The sequence below is a fragment of the Betaproteobacteria bacterium genome (assembly GCA_016720925.1).
Taxonomy (GTDB): domain Bacteria; phylum Pseudomonadota; class Gammaproteobacteria; order Burkholderiales; family Usitatibacteraceae; genus UKL13-2.
This window is the reverse complement of sequence record JADKJR010000010.1, coordinates 122,965-137,568: the sequence shown is the minus strand read 5'-3', so window position 1 is coordinate 137,568 and position 14,604 is coordinate 122,965. Positions and strand designations below refer to the sequence as shown.

The 14,604-nt window shown below is 57.8% G+C and carries 13 protein-coding genes and 1 pseudogene; 3 read left to right on the top strand and 11 right to left on the bottom strand.

What is annotated here, in order from left to right:
• Window positions 1-6 precede the first annotated feature (6 nt).
• Both kdpA and kdpF read right to left on the bottom strand, forming a co-directional pair.
• The gene (gene kdpA / locus IPP88_15460) at window positions 7-1,794 is read right to left on the bottom strand and encodes a potassium-transporting ATPase subunit KdpA (protein MBL0124058.1); all 1,788 of its coding nucleotides are present in this window, start codon (window positions 1,792-1,794) and stop codon (window positions 7-9) included.
• Window positions 1,794-1,886, bottom strand: a complete 93-nt coding sequence (gene kdpF, locus IPP88_15455; GenBank protein ID MBL0124057.1) for a K(+)-transporting ATPase subunit F — start codon at window positions 1,884-1,886, stop codon at window positions 1,794-1,796. Before kdpF ends, kdpA begins: the two co-directional genes overlap by 1 nt.
• An 821-nt stretch (window positions 1,887-2,707) precedes the next feature.
• On the opposite strand from kdpF, the gene IPP88_15450 reads away from it, so the two are divergent.
• On the top strand, window positions 2,708-4,642 hold the full coding sequence (locus IPP88_15450; protein ID MBL0124056.1) for a potassium transporter Kup: 1,935 nt from the start codon (window positions 2,708-2,710) through the stop codon (window positions 4,640-4,642).
• A gap of 197 nt (window positions 4,643-4,839) precedes the next feature.
• Here IPP88_15450 and IPP88_15445 read toward each other — a convergent pair whose 3' ends face one another.
• The gene (locus IPP88_15445; GenBank protein MBL0124055.1) at window positions 4,840-6,006 is read right to left on the bottom strand and encodes a dipeptidase; all 1,167 of its coding nucleotides are present in this window, start codon (window positions 6,004-6,006) and stop codon (window positions 4,840-4,842) included.
• 268 nt (window positions 6,007-6,274) lie between these two features.
• Between IPP88_15445 and IPP88_15440 the strand changes: the two genes are divergently transcribed.
• Both IPP88_15440 and IPP88_15435 read left to right on the top strand, forming a co-directional pair.
• Complete coding sequence (locus IPP88_15440; GenBank protein ID MBL0124054.1) at window positions 6,275-8,845, top strand: DUF1800 family protein; 2,571 nt, start codon at window positions 6,275-6,277, stop codon at window positions 8,843-8,845.
• Between the two features lie 15 nt (window positions 8,846-8,860).
• Window positions 8,861-10,378, top strand: a complete 1,518-nt coding sequence (locus IPP88_15435; GenBank protein MBL0124053.1) for a DUF1501 domain-containing protein — start codon at window positions 8,861-8,863, stop codon at window positions 10,376-10,378.
• A gap of 203 nt (window positions 10,379-10,581) precedes the next feature.
• Here IPP88_15435 and IPP88_15430 read toward each other — a convergent pair whose 3' ends face one another.
• The 8 genes and pseudogenes from IPP88_15430 to IPP88_15395 all read right to left on the bottom strand — a co-directional run bounded on the left by IPP88_15430 (window position 10,582) and on the right by IPP88_15395 (window position 14,479).
• On the bottom strand, window positions 10,582-11,052 hold the full coding sequence (locus IPP88_15430) for an NUDIX domain-containing protein (GenBank protein ID MBL0124052.1): 471 nt from the start codon (window positions 11,050-11,052) through the stop codon (window positions 10,582-10,584).
• A gap of 55 nt (window positions 11,053-11,107) precedes the next feature.
• Window positions 11,108-11,632 carry a GFA family protein gene (locus IPP88_15425; protein ID MBL0124051.1) on the bottom strand — a complete coding sequence of 175 codons (525 nt, stop codon included), beginning with the start codon at window positions 11,630-11,632 and terminating at the stop codon, window positions 11,108-11,110.
• 90 nt (window positions 11,633-11,722) lie between these two features.
• Window positions 11,723-12,001, bottom strand: a complete 279-nt coding sequence (locus IPP88_15420) for a ribosomal protein L7/L12 (protein MBL0124050.1) — start codon at window positions 11,999-12,001, stop codon at window positions 11,723-11,725.
• 24 nt (window positions 12,002-12,025) lie between these two features.
• Window positions 12,026-12,172: pseudogene (locus tag IPP88_15415) on the bottom strand (ribosomal protein L7/L12).
• A gap of 56 nt (window positions 12,173-12,228) precedes the next feature.
• Entirely contained in the window at window positions 12,229-12,708 is a 480-nt protein-coding gene (locus IPP88_15410; GenBank protein MBL0124049.1) for a nuclear transport factor 2 family protein, read from the bottom strand.
• A 288-nt stretch (window positions 12,709-12,996) separates the two neighbouring features.
• On the bottom strand, window positions 12,997-13,662 hold the full coding sequence (locus tag IPP88_15405; GenBank protein ID MBL0124048.1) for a methyltransferase domain-containing protein: 666 nt from the start codon (window positions 13,660-13,662) through the stop codon (window positions 12,997-12,999).
• Window positions 13,663-14,064 (bottom strand): hypothetical protein, encoded by a 402-nt coding sequence (locus IPP88_15400; GenBank protein MBL0124047.1) that lies wholly within the window; start codon window positions 14,062-14,064, stop codon window positions 13,663-13,665.
• Between the two features lie 103 nt (window positions 14,065-14,167).
• On the bottom strand, window positions 14,168-14,479 hold the full coding sequence (locus IPP88_15395) for a hypothetical protein (GenBank protein MBL0124046.1): 312 nt from the start codon (window positions 14,477-14,479) through the stop codon (window positions 14,168-14,170).
• Between the last annotated feature and the right edge of the window lie 125 nt (window positions 14,480-14,604).

Here is a 14,604-nt window from a genome sequence, read left to right as displayed (position 1 = left end):
TTCACCTTATTTCGCGGCAAGCATCAACAGATGCTCGACGATGGGTCCCAGCGCCAGCGCGGGAATATAGGTCAGTGCGCCAATAAGCAATACGGTTCCGATCAGCAATGTGACGAACAGCGGGCCGTGAGTCGGCATGGTGCCGCTCGATACCGGGATGCGTTTCTTGGCGGCGAACGAACCGGCCAGCGCCAGCACCGGCACGATGATGGCGAAGCGGCCGAACCACATGGCGATCGCCAGCGCCGTGTTGTAGTAGGGCGTGTTGGCCGAAAGACCGGCGAACGCGCTGCCATTGTTGTTGGCGGCCGACGAAAACGCGTAGAGAATTTCGGAGAAGCCATGCGCACCGGGATTGAGCACGCCGGCTTTGCCATCGGCCAATAGCACGGATAACGCGGTGCCTGCCAGCACCAGTATCGGCGTCACCAGGATTGCCACCGACACCATCTTGATTTCATAGCTCTCGATCTTCTTGCCGAGATACTCCGGCGTGCGGCCGATCATCAGGCCGGCCAGGAAGACCGCCATCACGGCGAACACCAGCATGCCGTAGAGGCCGGAGCCGACACCGCCGAAAACCACTTCTCCCAACTGCATCAGTAATATCGGCACCATGCCGCCGATGGGCGTGAATGAATCGTGCATGGCGTTAACCGCGCCGCACGATGCCGCCGTGGTGACCGTGGCAAACAAGGCTGACGCCGCGACGCCAAAGCGCATCTCTTTGCCTTCCATGTTGCCCATGGAGACGTCACTGCCGAGTTTGGCAATGAGCGGGCTGGCCGTCTGCTCGGCCGACATGGCAACGATTGCGAAGCCAACGAAGATCATCGCCATCGCACCGAGAATGGCCCAGCCTTGGCGCGTGTCACCTACGGCGCGGCCAAATGCATAGCACAGCCCTGCCGGAATCAGGAAGATCGACAGCATCTGCAGGAAGTTCGCCAACGGCGTCGGATTCTCGTAAGGGTGGGCGGAGTTGGCATTGAAGAAACCGCCGCCGTTGGTGCCCAGCATCTTGATCGCTTCCTGCGAGGCGACCGGTCCCATCGCAATGACCTGGGTCTTGGCTTCGGCGGGTTCGGTGACCGCATTGCCCTTGTCATCCTTCTGCGGCTGGCCGTTCGGACCATTCTTCGGCGCATCGTATTTGTTTACTTCCAGCGTCGTTGCCTCCGGATAAGGTGAGAGATTCTGAATGACTCCCTGACTGACAAGGGCCAGCGCGAACACGAATGAGATCGGCAGCAGCAGGTACAACGTGATGCGATAGAGGTCGGTCCAGAAATTGCCGATGGTCGCCATCGAATGGCGGGCGAAACCGCGAATCAGCGCAAAGGCCACCGCAATGCCGGTTGCCGCCGACAGGAAGTTTTGTACCGTCAGCGCCGCCATTTGCGTGAAATAACTCATTGTGGATTCGCCGCCATAGCCCTGCCAATTGGTGTTGGTGATGAAGCTCACCGCGGTATTGAACGCGGAATCCGCCGACAGGTTGGCCATCGATCGCGGGTTGAATGGCAGCCACAGTTGGATTCGCTGCAGGAGATACGTCAGTAGCACGCCTGCCGCGCTGAACAGCAGCACGGCGACCGCGTAATCCTTCCAGTTCATCTCTTCATCGGCGTTGGTTCCGACCAGGCGCAATATGCCGTTCTCGATCCGCTTGCCCGCCTTGACCAGGCGCGACGATCCGTCAATCAGCCCCGTCAGATGCAGGCCGACCGGTTTCGCCACCGCGACGACGATAGTGGTGAAAACCGCCAGCAATAACCAGTATTCAAAGGACATCATGAGAAGTCCTCCGCATTGAACAGGGCCACCAGAAGGTAGACCAGCAAGCCGACCGCCACAAGGGCGCCAGCGATGAGAATTCCGTTCATTTCTTCTCCTTCAGGCGCGCGCAGCCCGCGACCAGCAACAGAATCACTGCACCAAATACCAGAATCAAACCCACAAATAGAAAATCCATGACTGCTCCAATTCAGGAAGACCTGCGGCAAGGTTACGTACATGTTCGTTTTGGCCGTCTATATATTTGGGCCAGACATATAAAGACGGCATAAAGAAATTGGACCGCCCGCCCCGACGACGGGATTCATCGATATGCCGGCCCTATCAGATCAGAATGGCAAGACGCAAAGTCGCAGTCGCTTTCTCTAACCTGAACGTCCGAAGTCTCACGTGCTCGGTGACTTCCACATTGGCAACCATTTTCGTCCGCGTGTGGCCGGTGTATTGACAGCCCGCAAATAACCACGTTTAAGCAGAACTGAATTGGTGGAGCCGGTCGCAAAAATCATCCCAGGTAATACCCAGCCACCGGCGCGACTCCCGGCGCCTTTTGACCGGAGTGCCGTACCGGTGCTTGCGTTTGGCGTCTCGCTACGGGCGATTCCGCAACCTGCGTCCGCAGGAAGTTACGCACGCATTCCTGGAAATTACATGTCCCTTATGTCGATTCGTTCTTCAGCATACCCACCGAAGTCCAATATCCCCTGGCATCATGGAAAGTGCGCTTGGCGCGAAGGCTCACCCAGTGCTGCAATCTAGGTTTCTGAGGCATGCAAATCGCGGCCCCGAAGCCGGTATGCCCGACGACCGGCGCCGTTTGCGCATAAAGAACCTGTAAAATTTCTCGCATAGACAGCCTTGCCTGCAGGTCAAAACCTAGAATATGACCTTGTTGTAACAAGAGGTCGCAATGGAATCAACTCAGCCGCAGCCGCTGACGCCGCCGGAAAAGCTGGCAGCGACACCTCAAACGTCACCACAATCGCACCGGCAATACGGCCTGCTGGCGCTCGCTGCCCTCGGCGTGGTCTACGGTGATATCGGTACCAGCCCGCTGTATACGATCAAGGCGATGTTCGACCCCTCGTTCGGCATTCCTTTCACGGCGGAAAACATCCTTGGCGGCCTCTCCGCGCTGTTCTGGTCGCTGATGCTGGTGGTCTCACTCAAATATGTGATGCTGATGATGCGCGCGGACGACCAGCGGGAGGGCGGCATCATGGCGCTGCTGTCTCTTGCCTCGACGTCTGTGAAAGACCGTCTGCATTGGCGGACAGGACTGACGCTGCTGGGCGTGTTTGGCGCGGCGTTATTCTATGGCGACAGTGTCATCACGCCCGCCGTCACGGTGCTTGGGGCGATGGAGGGGCTGGAGATTGCGACGCCGTTGCTGAAGCCGTACGTGGTGCCGCTTTCGGTAGTCGTCATCGTTGCACTTTTCGTTCTGCAGCACAAAGGCACGGCGACCGTTGGTGCACTGTTCGGCCCGGTCATGTTGCTGTGGTTCGGTACGCTCGCGGTTTCCGGCGTGCTTAACATGATCGCGAATCCGCACGTCCTGCAGGCCCTGAGCCCGATGCACGCGTTGCGTTTCGCGACGCAGCACGGCTTCGGTTCCTTCATCGTGCTGGGCGCAGTTTTCCTGGCAGTCACCGGTGCCGAAGCGCTGTATGCGGACATGGGCCATTTCGGAAAGCAGCCGATCCGCCTGGCGTGGTTCTTCTGCGCATTTCCGGCACTGGTGCTCAACTACTTCGGGCAGGGCGCACTGCTGATTGCCAACCCCAAGGCGCTGGAGAATCCGTTTTTCCTGATGTTCCCCAGTCACCTGCTGTACCCGGTCGTGGTGCTCGCAACGGTTGCCGCGGCGATCGCGTCGCAGGCTGTCATCTCGGGCACCTATTCGATGACGCGGCAGGCGATACAACTCGGCTTCCTGCCGCGCGGCAAGGTGGTGCAGACCTCGGCGAAAGAGATCGGCCAAATCTACATGCCGGTGGTGAACTGGACCCTTATGCTGGGCGTGCTGGCGGCGGCAATCGGCTTTGGCTCCTCGACTACGCTGACGTTTGCCTACGGCCTCGCGGTGTCCGGCACCATGCTGATCACCACCGTGCTGACTTTTTTCGTGCTGCGCTACGGCTGGCAGTACAACCTGCTGCTTTGCCTGCTCTCGACCGGTTTTTTCCTTGTGATCGACACGGCATTCTTTTCGGCCAGCTCGGTCAAGCTCGTTGAAGGCGGCTGGTTCCCGCTGGCCATGGGTGCCACGATGTTCACCATCATGACCACCTGGAAGCGCGGTCGCGCGGAGGTCGCAAAACGTACCCATGAATGGAGTATGCCGTTGAGAGACTTTGTCGAAAACGTCGGCGCGTCACCACCGACACGCGTGCCGAATACCGCTGTCTTCATGACCGTCAATTCTGACGCGGTTCCCAAGGCGCTCCTGCACAACATGAAACACAACCAAGTGCTGCACGAACGCATCGTCGTGCTCACCATCGTCAACGAGGACATTCCGCGCGTGCCGGAGGAGGACTACATCTGGATCGAGGATCTGGGCCACGGCTTCTGGCGCAGCAAGGGTCATTATGGATTCAAGGAAACGCCGGACGTCCCGCAATTGCTGAAGGACTGCGGACGGCAAGGCCTCCATTTCGATCTGATGCAGACTTCATTCTTCCTGAATCGGGAGACCCTCGTGCTGGCGCCGGGCAAAGGCTTGGCTCGTTGGCGGCGGCACCTCTTTATCTGGATGTCGCACCTGGCGACCAAGGCATCCGACTACTACCGGATTCCGTCCAACCGGGTGATCGAGTTGGGGACGCAGGTACAGATTTAACGCTGACGGTATCCGGTTTGCTCTGCAACACGCGGATCACGCAACGTGCCGCGACGCTAATTCACATGCTGATGGGTTTAAGCTTTGGTTCTTCGCGAATGCGGGAAAATGTAAAGAAATGAGTGTGGGTGCGGATCCTGGAGTATTTTCTGCTTGAAAGGTGCGCCAGTGCTTGAGTTTTCTCCCCGCGTGCGCGCCTATTGCGTCGGCAAGTTTTCCAGTAGCAGGCGCCGGACATTGCCACCCATGACGTCGGCGATGTCCGATTCACTCAAGCCGGCTTCCATCAATCCTTGCGTCAACAACTGCAGGCCGGTGGTATCGAACGCGACGCGAATGGCGCCGTCAAAATCGGAGCCCAGCGCCACGTGTTTGACGCCCGCCACCGCAATGGCATGCTGCATCGCCTTGATGATATCTGCCGCAGTGAGCCCGCATACGGCGCCCTGGAAGTACGCGATGCCGATGACGCCACCGGTTGCCGCAATCGCTTTGATATGTGCGTCGCTGAGATTGCGTGGACCGGGGCAGGTACCCTTGACGCCGGTGTGGGAGACCAGCACCGGACGCTTGGCGATGGCCAGCACATCGTCGATCAATTGCGGCGAGGCATGTGCCAGGTCCACCAGCATCTTCCTCTCTTCCAGCCGGGCGACCACCTGCCGGCCGAAAGGCGTGAGGCCGCCTTGCACCATGCCGTGCGCGGAGCCGCCGACCTCGTTGTCAAAGAAATGCGTCAATCCGGTGATGCGAAATCCGGCGTCATAGAGCCGGTCGACGTTTTCGAGCTGGCCTTCAAGCGGATGCAACCCTTCTGTCGCCAACACTGCGGCCAGCCGCCCGCTTTGGCTGGATTGCGTTTTGAGTACTTCCACCAGATCGGATTGCGTTCGCACGATGCGTATCGCGCCCGTACTCGCGGCGGCAGCCTGGTGCAGCCGTTCGCTTTGATAGAGTGCGCGTTCAAGCAGACTCGTCCAGGTGCGTATCGGCCAACGCTGTGCCATCACCAGCAGAGTGATATTGTCGCTGTCCGCGGCATTGCGATCGAAATTCATGTTGCGTGGCGTCTTGGTGACGGTGGAGAACACCTGAAGCCCCACGTGCCCGGCCTGCAGCCGCGGCAGGTCGCTGTGGCCATAATCGTTTCGCGCGAGCAGATCGCGCGACCAGAGCAGGATATCGTCGTGCAGATCCGCAACGAAGAGCTTGTCGTGGAGCGCACGGGCGGCGGCGCTGGCGGAATAGGGCGGCGCCAGTTCCGAGGTATTCATCCGTTTGTCCAGCACCTGGGGAATGTTCAGGAAAACAATCACACCCACCAGGACGAGGAGCGTGACGACGATCAATATTTTTTTACGCATGGGTGGCAACGAGAACCTCAGTGAACAAACGCCAAGCATCTCATATCTTTAACGGAATTCCTGTTGAATGTGGGGGCTGAAGTTTGGATCCTCGGAATACCCACCGCACAACCAAGCCGACACTTCTGGCGCCATTTGTCGCCGATTGACGACAAATTGGACTGCGAAATGGCGCTTGTCGGCGTCGCCAAAAGACTTGAATCCTTGGCACGGTTAGTGCTTTTCAATTGAAATGAGAAAGTTCAACCAACTATATTTGGCGCGCCCCATGACAGAAAAATGCCCGAAGCCGCCGCGCGGCGTACTTTCGTTAATGGTATTGACGATCGCATTGCTGGCGTCAACGATTGCATCATCAGCCGCCGCACTTTCGCTGAACGGCGTCGTCTCGCGCAAAACACACGGCAGCGCCGGCACGTTTGATCTGCCGATCGACCCGGTACCTGCTATCAACGGAAATATTTCAATCGAGCCGCGATCCGGCGGTGCGGGTCATTTGATCGTGTTCAGATTTGGCGAAGCCGTCACCTCGCCAGGCACAGTCTCGGTCGTTGATACCGCGAACGCGTCCATCGGCAATGCCACGGCAAACATGTCCCTCACCGTGCCCACCGAGGTGCTCGTGAATCTCACCAATATTCCGGACCGTCGGCGAATAAAAGTCACGCTCACGGGCGTGACGGGTGGGAGCGGCGCGCTGACAGTCTCCTCCTCAGTGGGTTTCCTGATGGGCGACTTCGATAATTCCGCGTCGGTCACTGCCGTGGACAAAAGCGCCGTCAAGATACGCGCGGGTCACATCGCGAATGCCAGTACGTTCCGCTATGACATCAGCGTTTCGGGACAAGTGACCGCGGCGGCGATTGCTGCGGTCAAGTCGCGGGTAGGCATCACGCTCACGGCCGCGGCACCGCCGTACGTATCGCTCGCCGCTGTTGGCGCGGCACAGATGGGCACACCCGTGACGCTCGATGCCAGCGCGTCCGTCACCGGCGGAACCATCGTGCGCGTCGAGTTTTTTGATGGCGTCAACAAGATTGGCGAGGATATTGCCGGCCCGTATTCGTTCGCGTGGACGCCACCGACGGAAGGCCCGCGCTTCCTGACGGCCAAGGCCACCGACGGCAACGGCGTTTCGGTAATTTCCGCGCCAGTGGCCGTCAATGTCGGGCCGCATCCGCAAGGGGATCCCGCGCGCCTGCTCACGCAGACAACGTTTGGCGCGACCCAGGCCGAGATCAATCGTGTGGCCGCGCTGACGCCGGCCGCGTATCTCGATGAGCAGTTTGCATTGCCACCGTCGCTACACTTGCCTACCGTGAGAGATGACCCGTTTTATCCAGTCACGCCCTACGCGGTGATGATGCCGTCGATCTGGAAGAAATACTTCGAGGCGCCGGATCAACTGCGCCAGCGCGTTGCCTATGCGCTCTCGCAAATTCTCGTGATCTCGATGCAGAACAACACGATCGGCGATGCGGCTTGCGGTGCGGCGAGTTACCTAGACATATTGGGCGCCAATGCGTTCGGCAATTTCCGCACGCTGATCAAGGAAGTCACCCTGAACCCGGCGATGGGGGAATACCTGGACATGAAGGGCAATGCCAAGGCGGACCCGACGGCGCCCAACATCTTTCCAAACGAGAACTATGCGCGCGAGATCATGCAGCTCTTCACCATCGGCACGGTGATGTTGAATCTCGATGGTTCAGTACAGTTTGATGCCGGCACCGGCAAAGCTATCAGTACCTACACGCAAGACGATATTCAGTCGGTGTCGCGCGCGCTCACGGGTTGGACCTACGCGGGGCAAGACCAGACCAAGACCTGGCGCTGGCTATATCCCGACGTGCCGTACCCGTCGGATGTCGCGACCGCTGCTAAGGCCTGCACGGCGTGGTCAACGCCAATGGTGCCCTGGACAGCTAGCTACCGTTCCAGTGACGACAAGCGTGACATCACCGGCGGCCCGCACGACGCAGGCGCGAAAACGCTGCTGGTTTATCCAGGATCAGCGGGCTTCAGCCAAAACGTACCGGCCGGCCAGACGCCGATGCAGGATGTCGATGCCGTGGTGGATAACCTCTTCAATCACCCGAATGTCGGTCCATTCATCGGCGAGCAATTGATCCAGCGGCTGGTCACCAGCAACCCTAGCGGCGCATACGTTGCGCGTGTGGCGAGCGTATTCAACAATAACGGCTCGGGTGTGCGCGGCGATATGAAGGCTGTGATTCGCGCGATCCTGCTCGATCCCGAAGCCCGCCTGTCGCGCACCAATCAGCCGAATAGTTATGGAAAGTTGCGCGAACCGGTTCTGCGCTTTACACACCTGCACCGCGCATTTGGTGCGGTGATGACCAGCGGTTACGCCACCATCTGGGATCTGGGCGGTTCCGATGCACTGGGGCAAAGTCCGCTGCATGCACCGAGCGTATTCAATTTCTACAGCCCCGATTACGCACCATCCGGCCCATTGTCACAGGCTGGACTGGTCGGGCCGGAGTTTGAGATTGCCAATAGCGCGACGATTTCCGGATTCATGGATTTCTCGCAGTGGGGCATCATCGGCGGCTTCGGTCAATCGAACGCGTTGCCCGGCGATCGGCTGACGCCGGACTACGCTCCCTACATTGCGCTCGCCTCGAATCCGCCAGCCATGGTCGATGCGCTGAACATCCTCTTGCTGTCGGGCGGGATGAGCATGCAGTTCCGCACGCAGTTGATCGATGTCGCGACCAAGCTCACCGATAGCAACGCCACCACGCAGAGTACCGAGCGCTTCAAGACGGTGTTTTGGCTCATCATGAATTCCCCCGAATACTCGATTCAGAAATAGCGCGAGACGCCAACCATGAAAACCTTCAATCTTCACCACGACCGGCGTCGCTTCATGAAAATGATGTCCGCTGCCGCATCCATGCCGATGATGGGCAACATCATGCAGGCAGCCTATGCGGCAGGTCCGTTCAACGACTACCGCGCACTGGTTTGTGTTTTCCTGTCCGGCGGCAATGACAGCCAGAACATGATTATTCCGCTCGGTACCGAGTACGCCGGTTACCTGGCGGGGCGTGGAAACCTGGCGATTCCACAGGCAAATGTGCTGCCGGTGAATGCCGGACTGGCGGGCCGCTCGTTTGGTTTTCATCCCAGCTTCACCGGACTCGCCAATATCTTCAACACGAGCCGCAAGCTCGCCTGCATCAATAACGTTAGCGTGATGCTGCAACCAACCTCGAAAGCACAGTATCAAAGCGGTACCAATTTGCCGCCGCAGCTATTTTCGCATTCGGATATGGTGAGCCATTGGCAAACGGGACGCGCGGATTATCCTGCGCTCACCGGTTGGGGCGGGCGCCTGGGCGATCTGATTGAATCCGCCAATGGCAATAGCCAGGTGTCGGTCTCCATCACGGTTGCGGGACAGAATATGCTGCAAAAGGGCAACAACGCAGTCTCCTATGCCGTCTCTAGCTGGGGCGGGCCAAGAAATACCATCGTGCGGCGGCTGCGGTCTTATCGCTCATGGGACAAGTCCGCCGGACGTCCGAACCCACAAGCAGCCTTTGAGACTCAACTAAACATTCTGCGCGCCAATGCGCTTGAGGATCAATGGGGCGATTCGGCCGCGCGGGCGCTTTCCACCAGCGAATTCGTCAATGCCACACTCTATAACCTGGACGTAAATGGCAACCCGGCAAAGGATGCGTCGGGAAACTATCTGGAGAAATTTGCAGTCAGCCCCGCCCCGCCGATGACCTATATCGATTCTGCAGGCGCGTCGAAAAAAAATCGCCTTGCGGAACAACTCCGATCGGTCGCAACAATGATCGCGGCACGCGACACACTTGGCGTGAAGCGGCAGATATTTTTTGTTTCAATCGGCGGCTTTGACAATCACGCCGATCAATTCCTTGGGTCTCTCAATACGACCACGCCAATTCTCTCCGGCCGCCACGCTGAACTGTTCTCGCAGATCGATCAGGCGCTCACCTGGTTTTACAACTGGACGGTATCGCAAGGCATCGCCAACAACGTCACCACTTTTACCGGTTCCGATTTTGGTCGTACGCTTACGTCCAACGGATTGGGTACCGATCACGGCTGGGGCGGGCATCACTTCGTGCTTGGCGGCGCTGTGAATGGTGGCGCGTTTTACGGCGGTCCGGCAGCGGGGCAGGAGTTTCCAACGGTTGCGCTACTGGGGCCCAACGACATTGGGCAAGGCCGACTGCTGCCGACTACCTCGGTCGATGAGTACTGCGCGACATTTGCCAAATGGATGGGCGCTTCCACGGGGGAATTGGCGACCGTGTTTCCGAATTTGTCGCGATTCCCGCGCAGTAACGGGATGCCGTTTCTTATATAACAAAGTCAAGCACTGGCGCGGCTTCTGGCGGCGTTGTGGCTGGAGAGGCGCTACAGTGCTTGTGTTTTGATTGTTCGCCATACATCAGTTCGAACATGTGCTGGCTCGCCTGATATTCCCCGGGCGGATAGATTTTCATGCAGCCCCTGGCGAATCCGCGGTGTCACACACGCTGGCGGCGCAGTATCGCTCGCGGCGCCGATTCATAGCAGTTGAAGCTCCTTCGCGGGCTCAGTTACGCCGGTGATGTACTCAACCGTCGAGCGAAGGCCATCTTTCAATCCCCGAAAATGCAACATGGTCAATGCCTGCGCGAATGAATACCAGCCGAATTCGGCGTGTTCAACGGGGTTGAGCAACACGTGACCGTCACGAACCTCCGCCGCATACACGCCGATGAGCTGCATGGTTTCGTAACGGCGGTTGTAGATGGAGTACGTGTGTTCGGCGGCCCCGATCGATGCGGCATTCAAACCAAAATCGTGCAAATGACGCTTGATCGCGCCAACCACCTTTTCCCCTGAATCAATGAACCCGCTGGGAATTTGCCAGAAGCGACCGCCATTGAAATAGCGATCCGCTTTTTCCTGGGACGTGTAGAGCAATAAGTACTCTATGCCATTTTCTGATCGTCGGAATGGCCAAACGTCAAATACGTTTACGGATAGGTCCATTGATGTTCCTATGTGGGTGGCAACGGTCGCCATCAGTCGGCGGTGGCCACGGGTTCTAATTGAGCCTACTGCGAAGTTTCGCTTGATATTCCTCGATCCGGGGCAGCAAAACTTGCCGGCGCGCGAGACTCTCGACCGGCCAGTATTTCTCGCGTTCATAGTACTCGGGCACGGCAGGCGCACCAGCCGGAATGACGACCCACGGCTGCTTTGAAGCGGTGAAGATATGTATGTCGGGCGGCAGTTCATCAGGTTTGTCGAGCGTGCCGACGCGGACAAACTTGATCAAGGGGCCCGCCCCCGCGTAGACGCTCCATACCGCGACGCGACACCGCGGGCACCGCGCAATCTTCTGGCCCATGCCGCTTTGCGACGGCGTATCGACAACTTCCGGTTCGCCCGCCAGCAACGTGACGCGATCCGCTTCAATCATCGCATTCAGTGCAAACGATGCACCGGTCTCACGCTGGCACCAGCGACAGTGACAGCAATGCACGAAGAGAGGCGGGGTCTCCATGCGATAACGGAGATGGCGGCATGTGCAGCCGCCCTCAAGCGGGAATGCAAGTTGATTGGACATTATGACGGGGGGTCATGGTAATGGTGGAAATCCTGTCGATCTGTGGAATTATTGTCACGCTACCGGCGGGATGAAAGGTATGTCGCTTTCCTATCGGGAAAATGGAAGGAAGTAATAAGCCGCTACCCCGGCGACAGCGACAGCAACCATCCACCAAACGGCGCTCGTCGATCGCGAAACTTCGCCAGGCCCAAGCTTGCCATCCCTGGTACGCGCGCCGAGGTGAAATGCATCGATGGCGTCTTTCGCTTCTTTCAGGCCGAGGCCCGTGTGCTCGCGCAGGAGTTTGATGGCGTCGATCTTGTTTCCCCGGCGCAATGCCGCGGCCACCGCGGGGGGCAATGTGCTTGCCGGTGCGACGGGCGTCATGCCAACAGCGAGGCCGCGCGCCTGCTGGTCTATGACGTCCTTTGCCTCTTTCAATCCGAGCCCGGTGGTTTCGCGCAGGCGCTTGATGGCCTCGATGTTATTGCCCTGCTTTAACGCGTCGAGCACGTTGGCGGGTAGCGGATCCGAAGGCGGGCTGGCAAATGACGCCATCTTGGCATTTCACTTCTGCAAGGTTGAATGGGCAGGATACAGCCTGTAGCATCAAACTAGGCCGGAATCTTTGAAATCTGCACACTGACAATTCGCCAGCGTCCGTCGCGGCGAACGTAGATATCGATGTAGCGGTAATGACTTTGAAAATGCTTGCCGTCATATTGGCCGGTCATTTTTGTGCGGCCACTCAGAAGGGCGACATCACCATACAGGCGCACGTCGAAATCTTCGACGGTGTACGGATCAATCCGCAGTTTTGGCGACATGAGCCCCTCTACAAATGAGGCCTTGTCTTCCAGGTTTCCCGCGCCGTCAATCTGGCGGAAGTCTTCCGCCATGTTCGATTCAATCGCCGCCCGGTCCTGCCGGACGATGGCTTTGTCCCACTGGTCGGCCTGACGCGATAGCGCCGCTTTCGTGTGTGCGGGATCGTCAGAATTCAGTGGCGGATTGACCATGCAGGCGGGGACCAAGGTCAGAAGAAGCAGGGCGACGAAGGTTGGCAGGGATCGGCGAGAGTGATGCAATGGCATGTTGTGTGCTCCGGCAGGGATAGCGCAAATCTTGAATGAGCGTGTTTCCGTGACAACACCCAGCGATTAGGCTGAAGTGTACGCGTCACGCGAGCGCGGCTCACGCTCGAACGGCACGTCTGTTGCTCATATTTTTGATTCAAGCACGGGTAGTGTTGCGGCGAGGCGCTTCGCCGGGAGGTACAGTGACAAAAATTTTGCCGCGAACACGGAACGAGGAAAGCTCGAAGTGAGGCGCTTCGGTGACCTCGGGCAACGACATCGCGAAACGGCGAACCTGGGCGACCTTCATCTTGTCTTGACGCTGTTTTTTGCGACCACGGAGCCCGAGGCAAGAAACATCAAGCCGAAGAAATATTCCTCGACGTGAAGGCTTTTGACGCGACTCGCCACCAGCTTCCAGGGAGCTTCGTCCGGGATTGGTGTCGCGGGTGAGAGTTTGGCAACGGCTTTTCGCAGCACTGGGTTCAGCAGCTGCCCCAGGCGACCGTCCGACATCTTTGCGCCGAAAAATACCACACGGGCATTTTCACGCAAGTGCAGAAAGATATTTTCCAGCGCGGTTTCTGACGCGAACACATCGGGAGCCGCAAACATCAGTACGCCATCAAAAGTGCCGTTCAGAGGAACCTCTTGCGCGCCGCCTTCAAACACGCTGACATTTGGCCACCCGTTTCTTTCGATACGCTTTCTTGCGTTGATGCAGCTCTGGGGACTGATATCGACCCCAACCACCTCACCCGATGCACCGACGGCCTGTACCAGGTATGGAAAACTCCCGCCCGGACCGCATCCGATGTCTAGCACACGTCCACCCTGCTTAAGTTGCAACCATTCGACGGCTTTTTCGCGTACTGGTTTGATGAAGAAGAAATCGAAATTCGGGAATGGCCTGATCAGGCGGCTGAGGTACCGGGCGTAGGGAGCTTCGGCGCCGTGTTGGTTTTCATTCATTCAATTGCTCCCGTGACCGAACGCACGGCGGGCCGTATGGTTTCGACAGGCGAGCCAGTCATGTTCCAGTGAACGAAAAAGTTCAATTTTATCGTTGAGTTTCGGGCGCAGTGTTTTGCCGAGGATTACGTCTTTCAGGATCCCCATCGCAATCGCCCGCGCGACAACGGTGTCGGGATCCAGTCCGGTGTAACGGCTGTAGAGTTCGCGGGAAGCACCGTTATGAAATTTGTGAATCTTGTCCGAAAGCTCGAACGCGTTCATTCCATTGTCGGCCCAGCGCGAAAATTCCTCTACGAGCTGTTCGAGACTATCGTCAAGCTCTGTTTCCCATGATTCTTGGGCAAACTGCCGAAGGATTGCGCGTTCAGATTTTGTGATTTTGGTTGGTGATTCTGACATGGCGAATTATCGAAGTACCTGGACAATCAAGATGGGGCGGCGCGTATTTGCGACGGCCCAGCGCCAGAAGGCGGCGACCTTTACCCCAATATTGTGTCGCAGACTAACGCGCCAGATTGCCACTATCGGCTTCATTGTTCCAAGTGTGGAATACATAGCACTCACCATCAATTGCTGCCTGTTCGAAGTATGGCGATGAACTGAGCGGGACACGACTCTTTGTTACTTCTGTCCATTCTTCGTCGACTGCGACGATTATCCAAAGTCTCTCTTCAATTGTCTGGCGAGCGAGTTTGGCAGCCTCCGCAGCTGATATCGCTTTGATCCAGCAGACAATTGACGCGCCTCCGACCTCTACCGCATCTTCTGCACGCGGGGCAGGTTTTCCTTCATAGACAGCACAGAAAATTGGCAAGTCGCGTCCTTTGCGATATCACTTTGAAATAGAAGTTCTAAATTACGCTGCGCAAAGTAACCCTCTTGAGGGGCCGCTGAAAAAGTCATGATCAAGCGTTTGGGGCAATTTAGTGCCTCCTATTT

Bases quoted from the DNA above. Each gene is read 5' to 3' on its own strand.
- kdpA (MBL0124058.1), bottom strand. From the start codon at position 1,794: ATGTCCTTTGAATACTGGTTATTGCTGGCGGTTTTCACCACTATCGTC.
- kdpF (MBL0124057.1), bottom strand. From the start codon at position 1,886: ATGAACGGAATTCTCATCGCTGGCGCCCTTGTGGCGGTCGGCTTGCTG.
- IPP88_15450 (MBL0124056.1), top strand. From the start codon at position 2,708: ATGGAATCAACTCAGCCGCAGCCGCTGACGCCGCCGGAAAAGCTGGCA.
- IPP88_15445 (MBL0124055.1), bottom strand. From the start codon at position 6,006: ATGCGTAAAAAAATATTGATCGTCGTCACGCTCCTCGTCCTGGTGGGT.
- IPP88_15440 (MBL0124054.1), top strand. From the start codon at position 6,275: ATGACAGAAAAATGCCCGAAGCCGCCGCGCGGCGTACTTTCGTTAATG.
- IPP88_15435 (MBL0124053.1), top strand. From the start codon at position 8,861: ATGAAAACCTTCAATCTTCACCACGACCGGCGTCGCTTCATGAAAATG.
- IPP88_15430 (MBL0124052.1), bottom strand. From the start codon at position 11,052: ATGGACCTATCCGTAAACGTATTTGACGTTTGGCCATTCCGACGATCA.
- IPP88_15425 (MBL0124051.1), bottom strand. From the start codon at position 11,632: ATGTCCAATCAACTTGCATTCCCGCTTGAGGGCGGCTGCACATGCCGC.
- IPP88_15420 (MBL0124050.1), bottom strand. From the start codon at position 12,001: ATGACGCCCGTCGCACCGGCAAGCACATTGCCCCCCGCGGTGGCCGCG.
- IPP88_15410 (MBL0124049.1), bottom strand. From the start codon at position 12,708: ATGCCATTGCATCACTCTCGCCGATCCCTGCCAACCTTCGTCGCCCTG.
- IPP88_15405 (MBL0124048.1), bottom strand. From the start codon at position 13,662: ATGAATGAAAACCAACACGGCGCCGAAGCTCCCTACGCCCGGTACCTC.
- IPP88_15400 (MBL0124047.1), bottom strand. From the start codon at position 14,064: ATGTCAGAATCACCAACCAAAATCACAAAATCTGAACGCGCAATCCTT.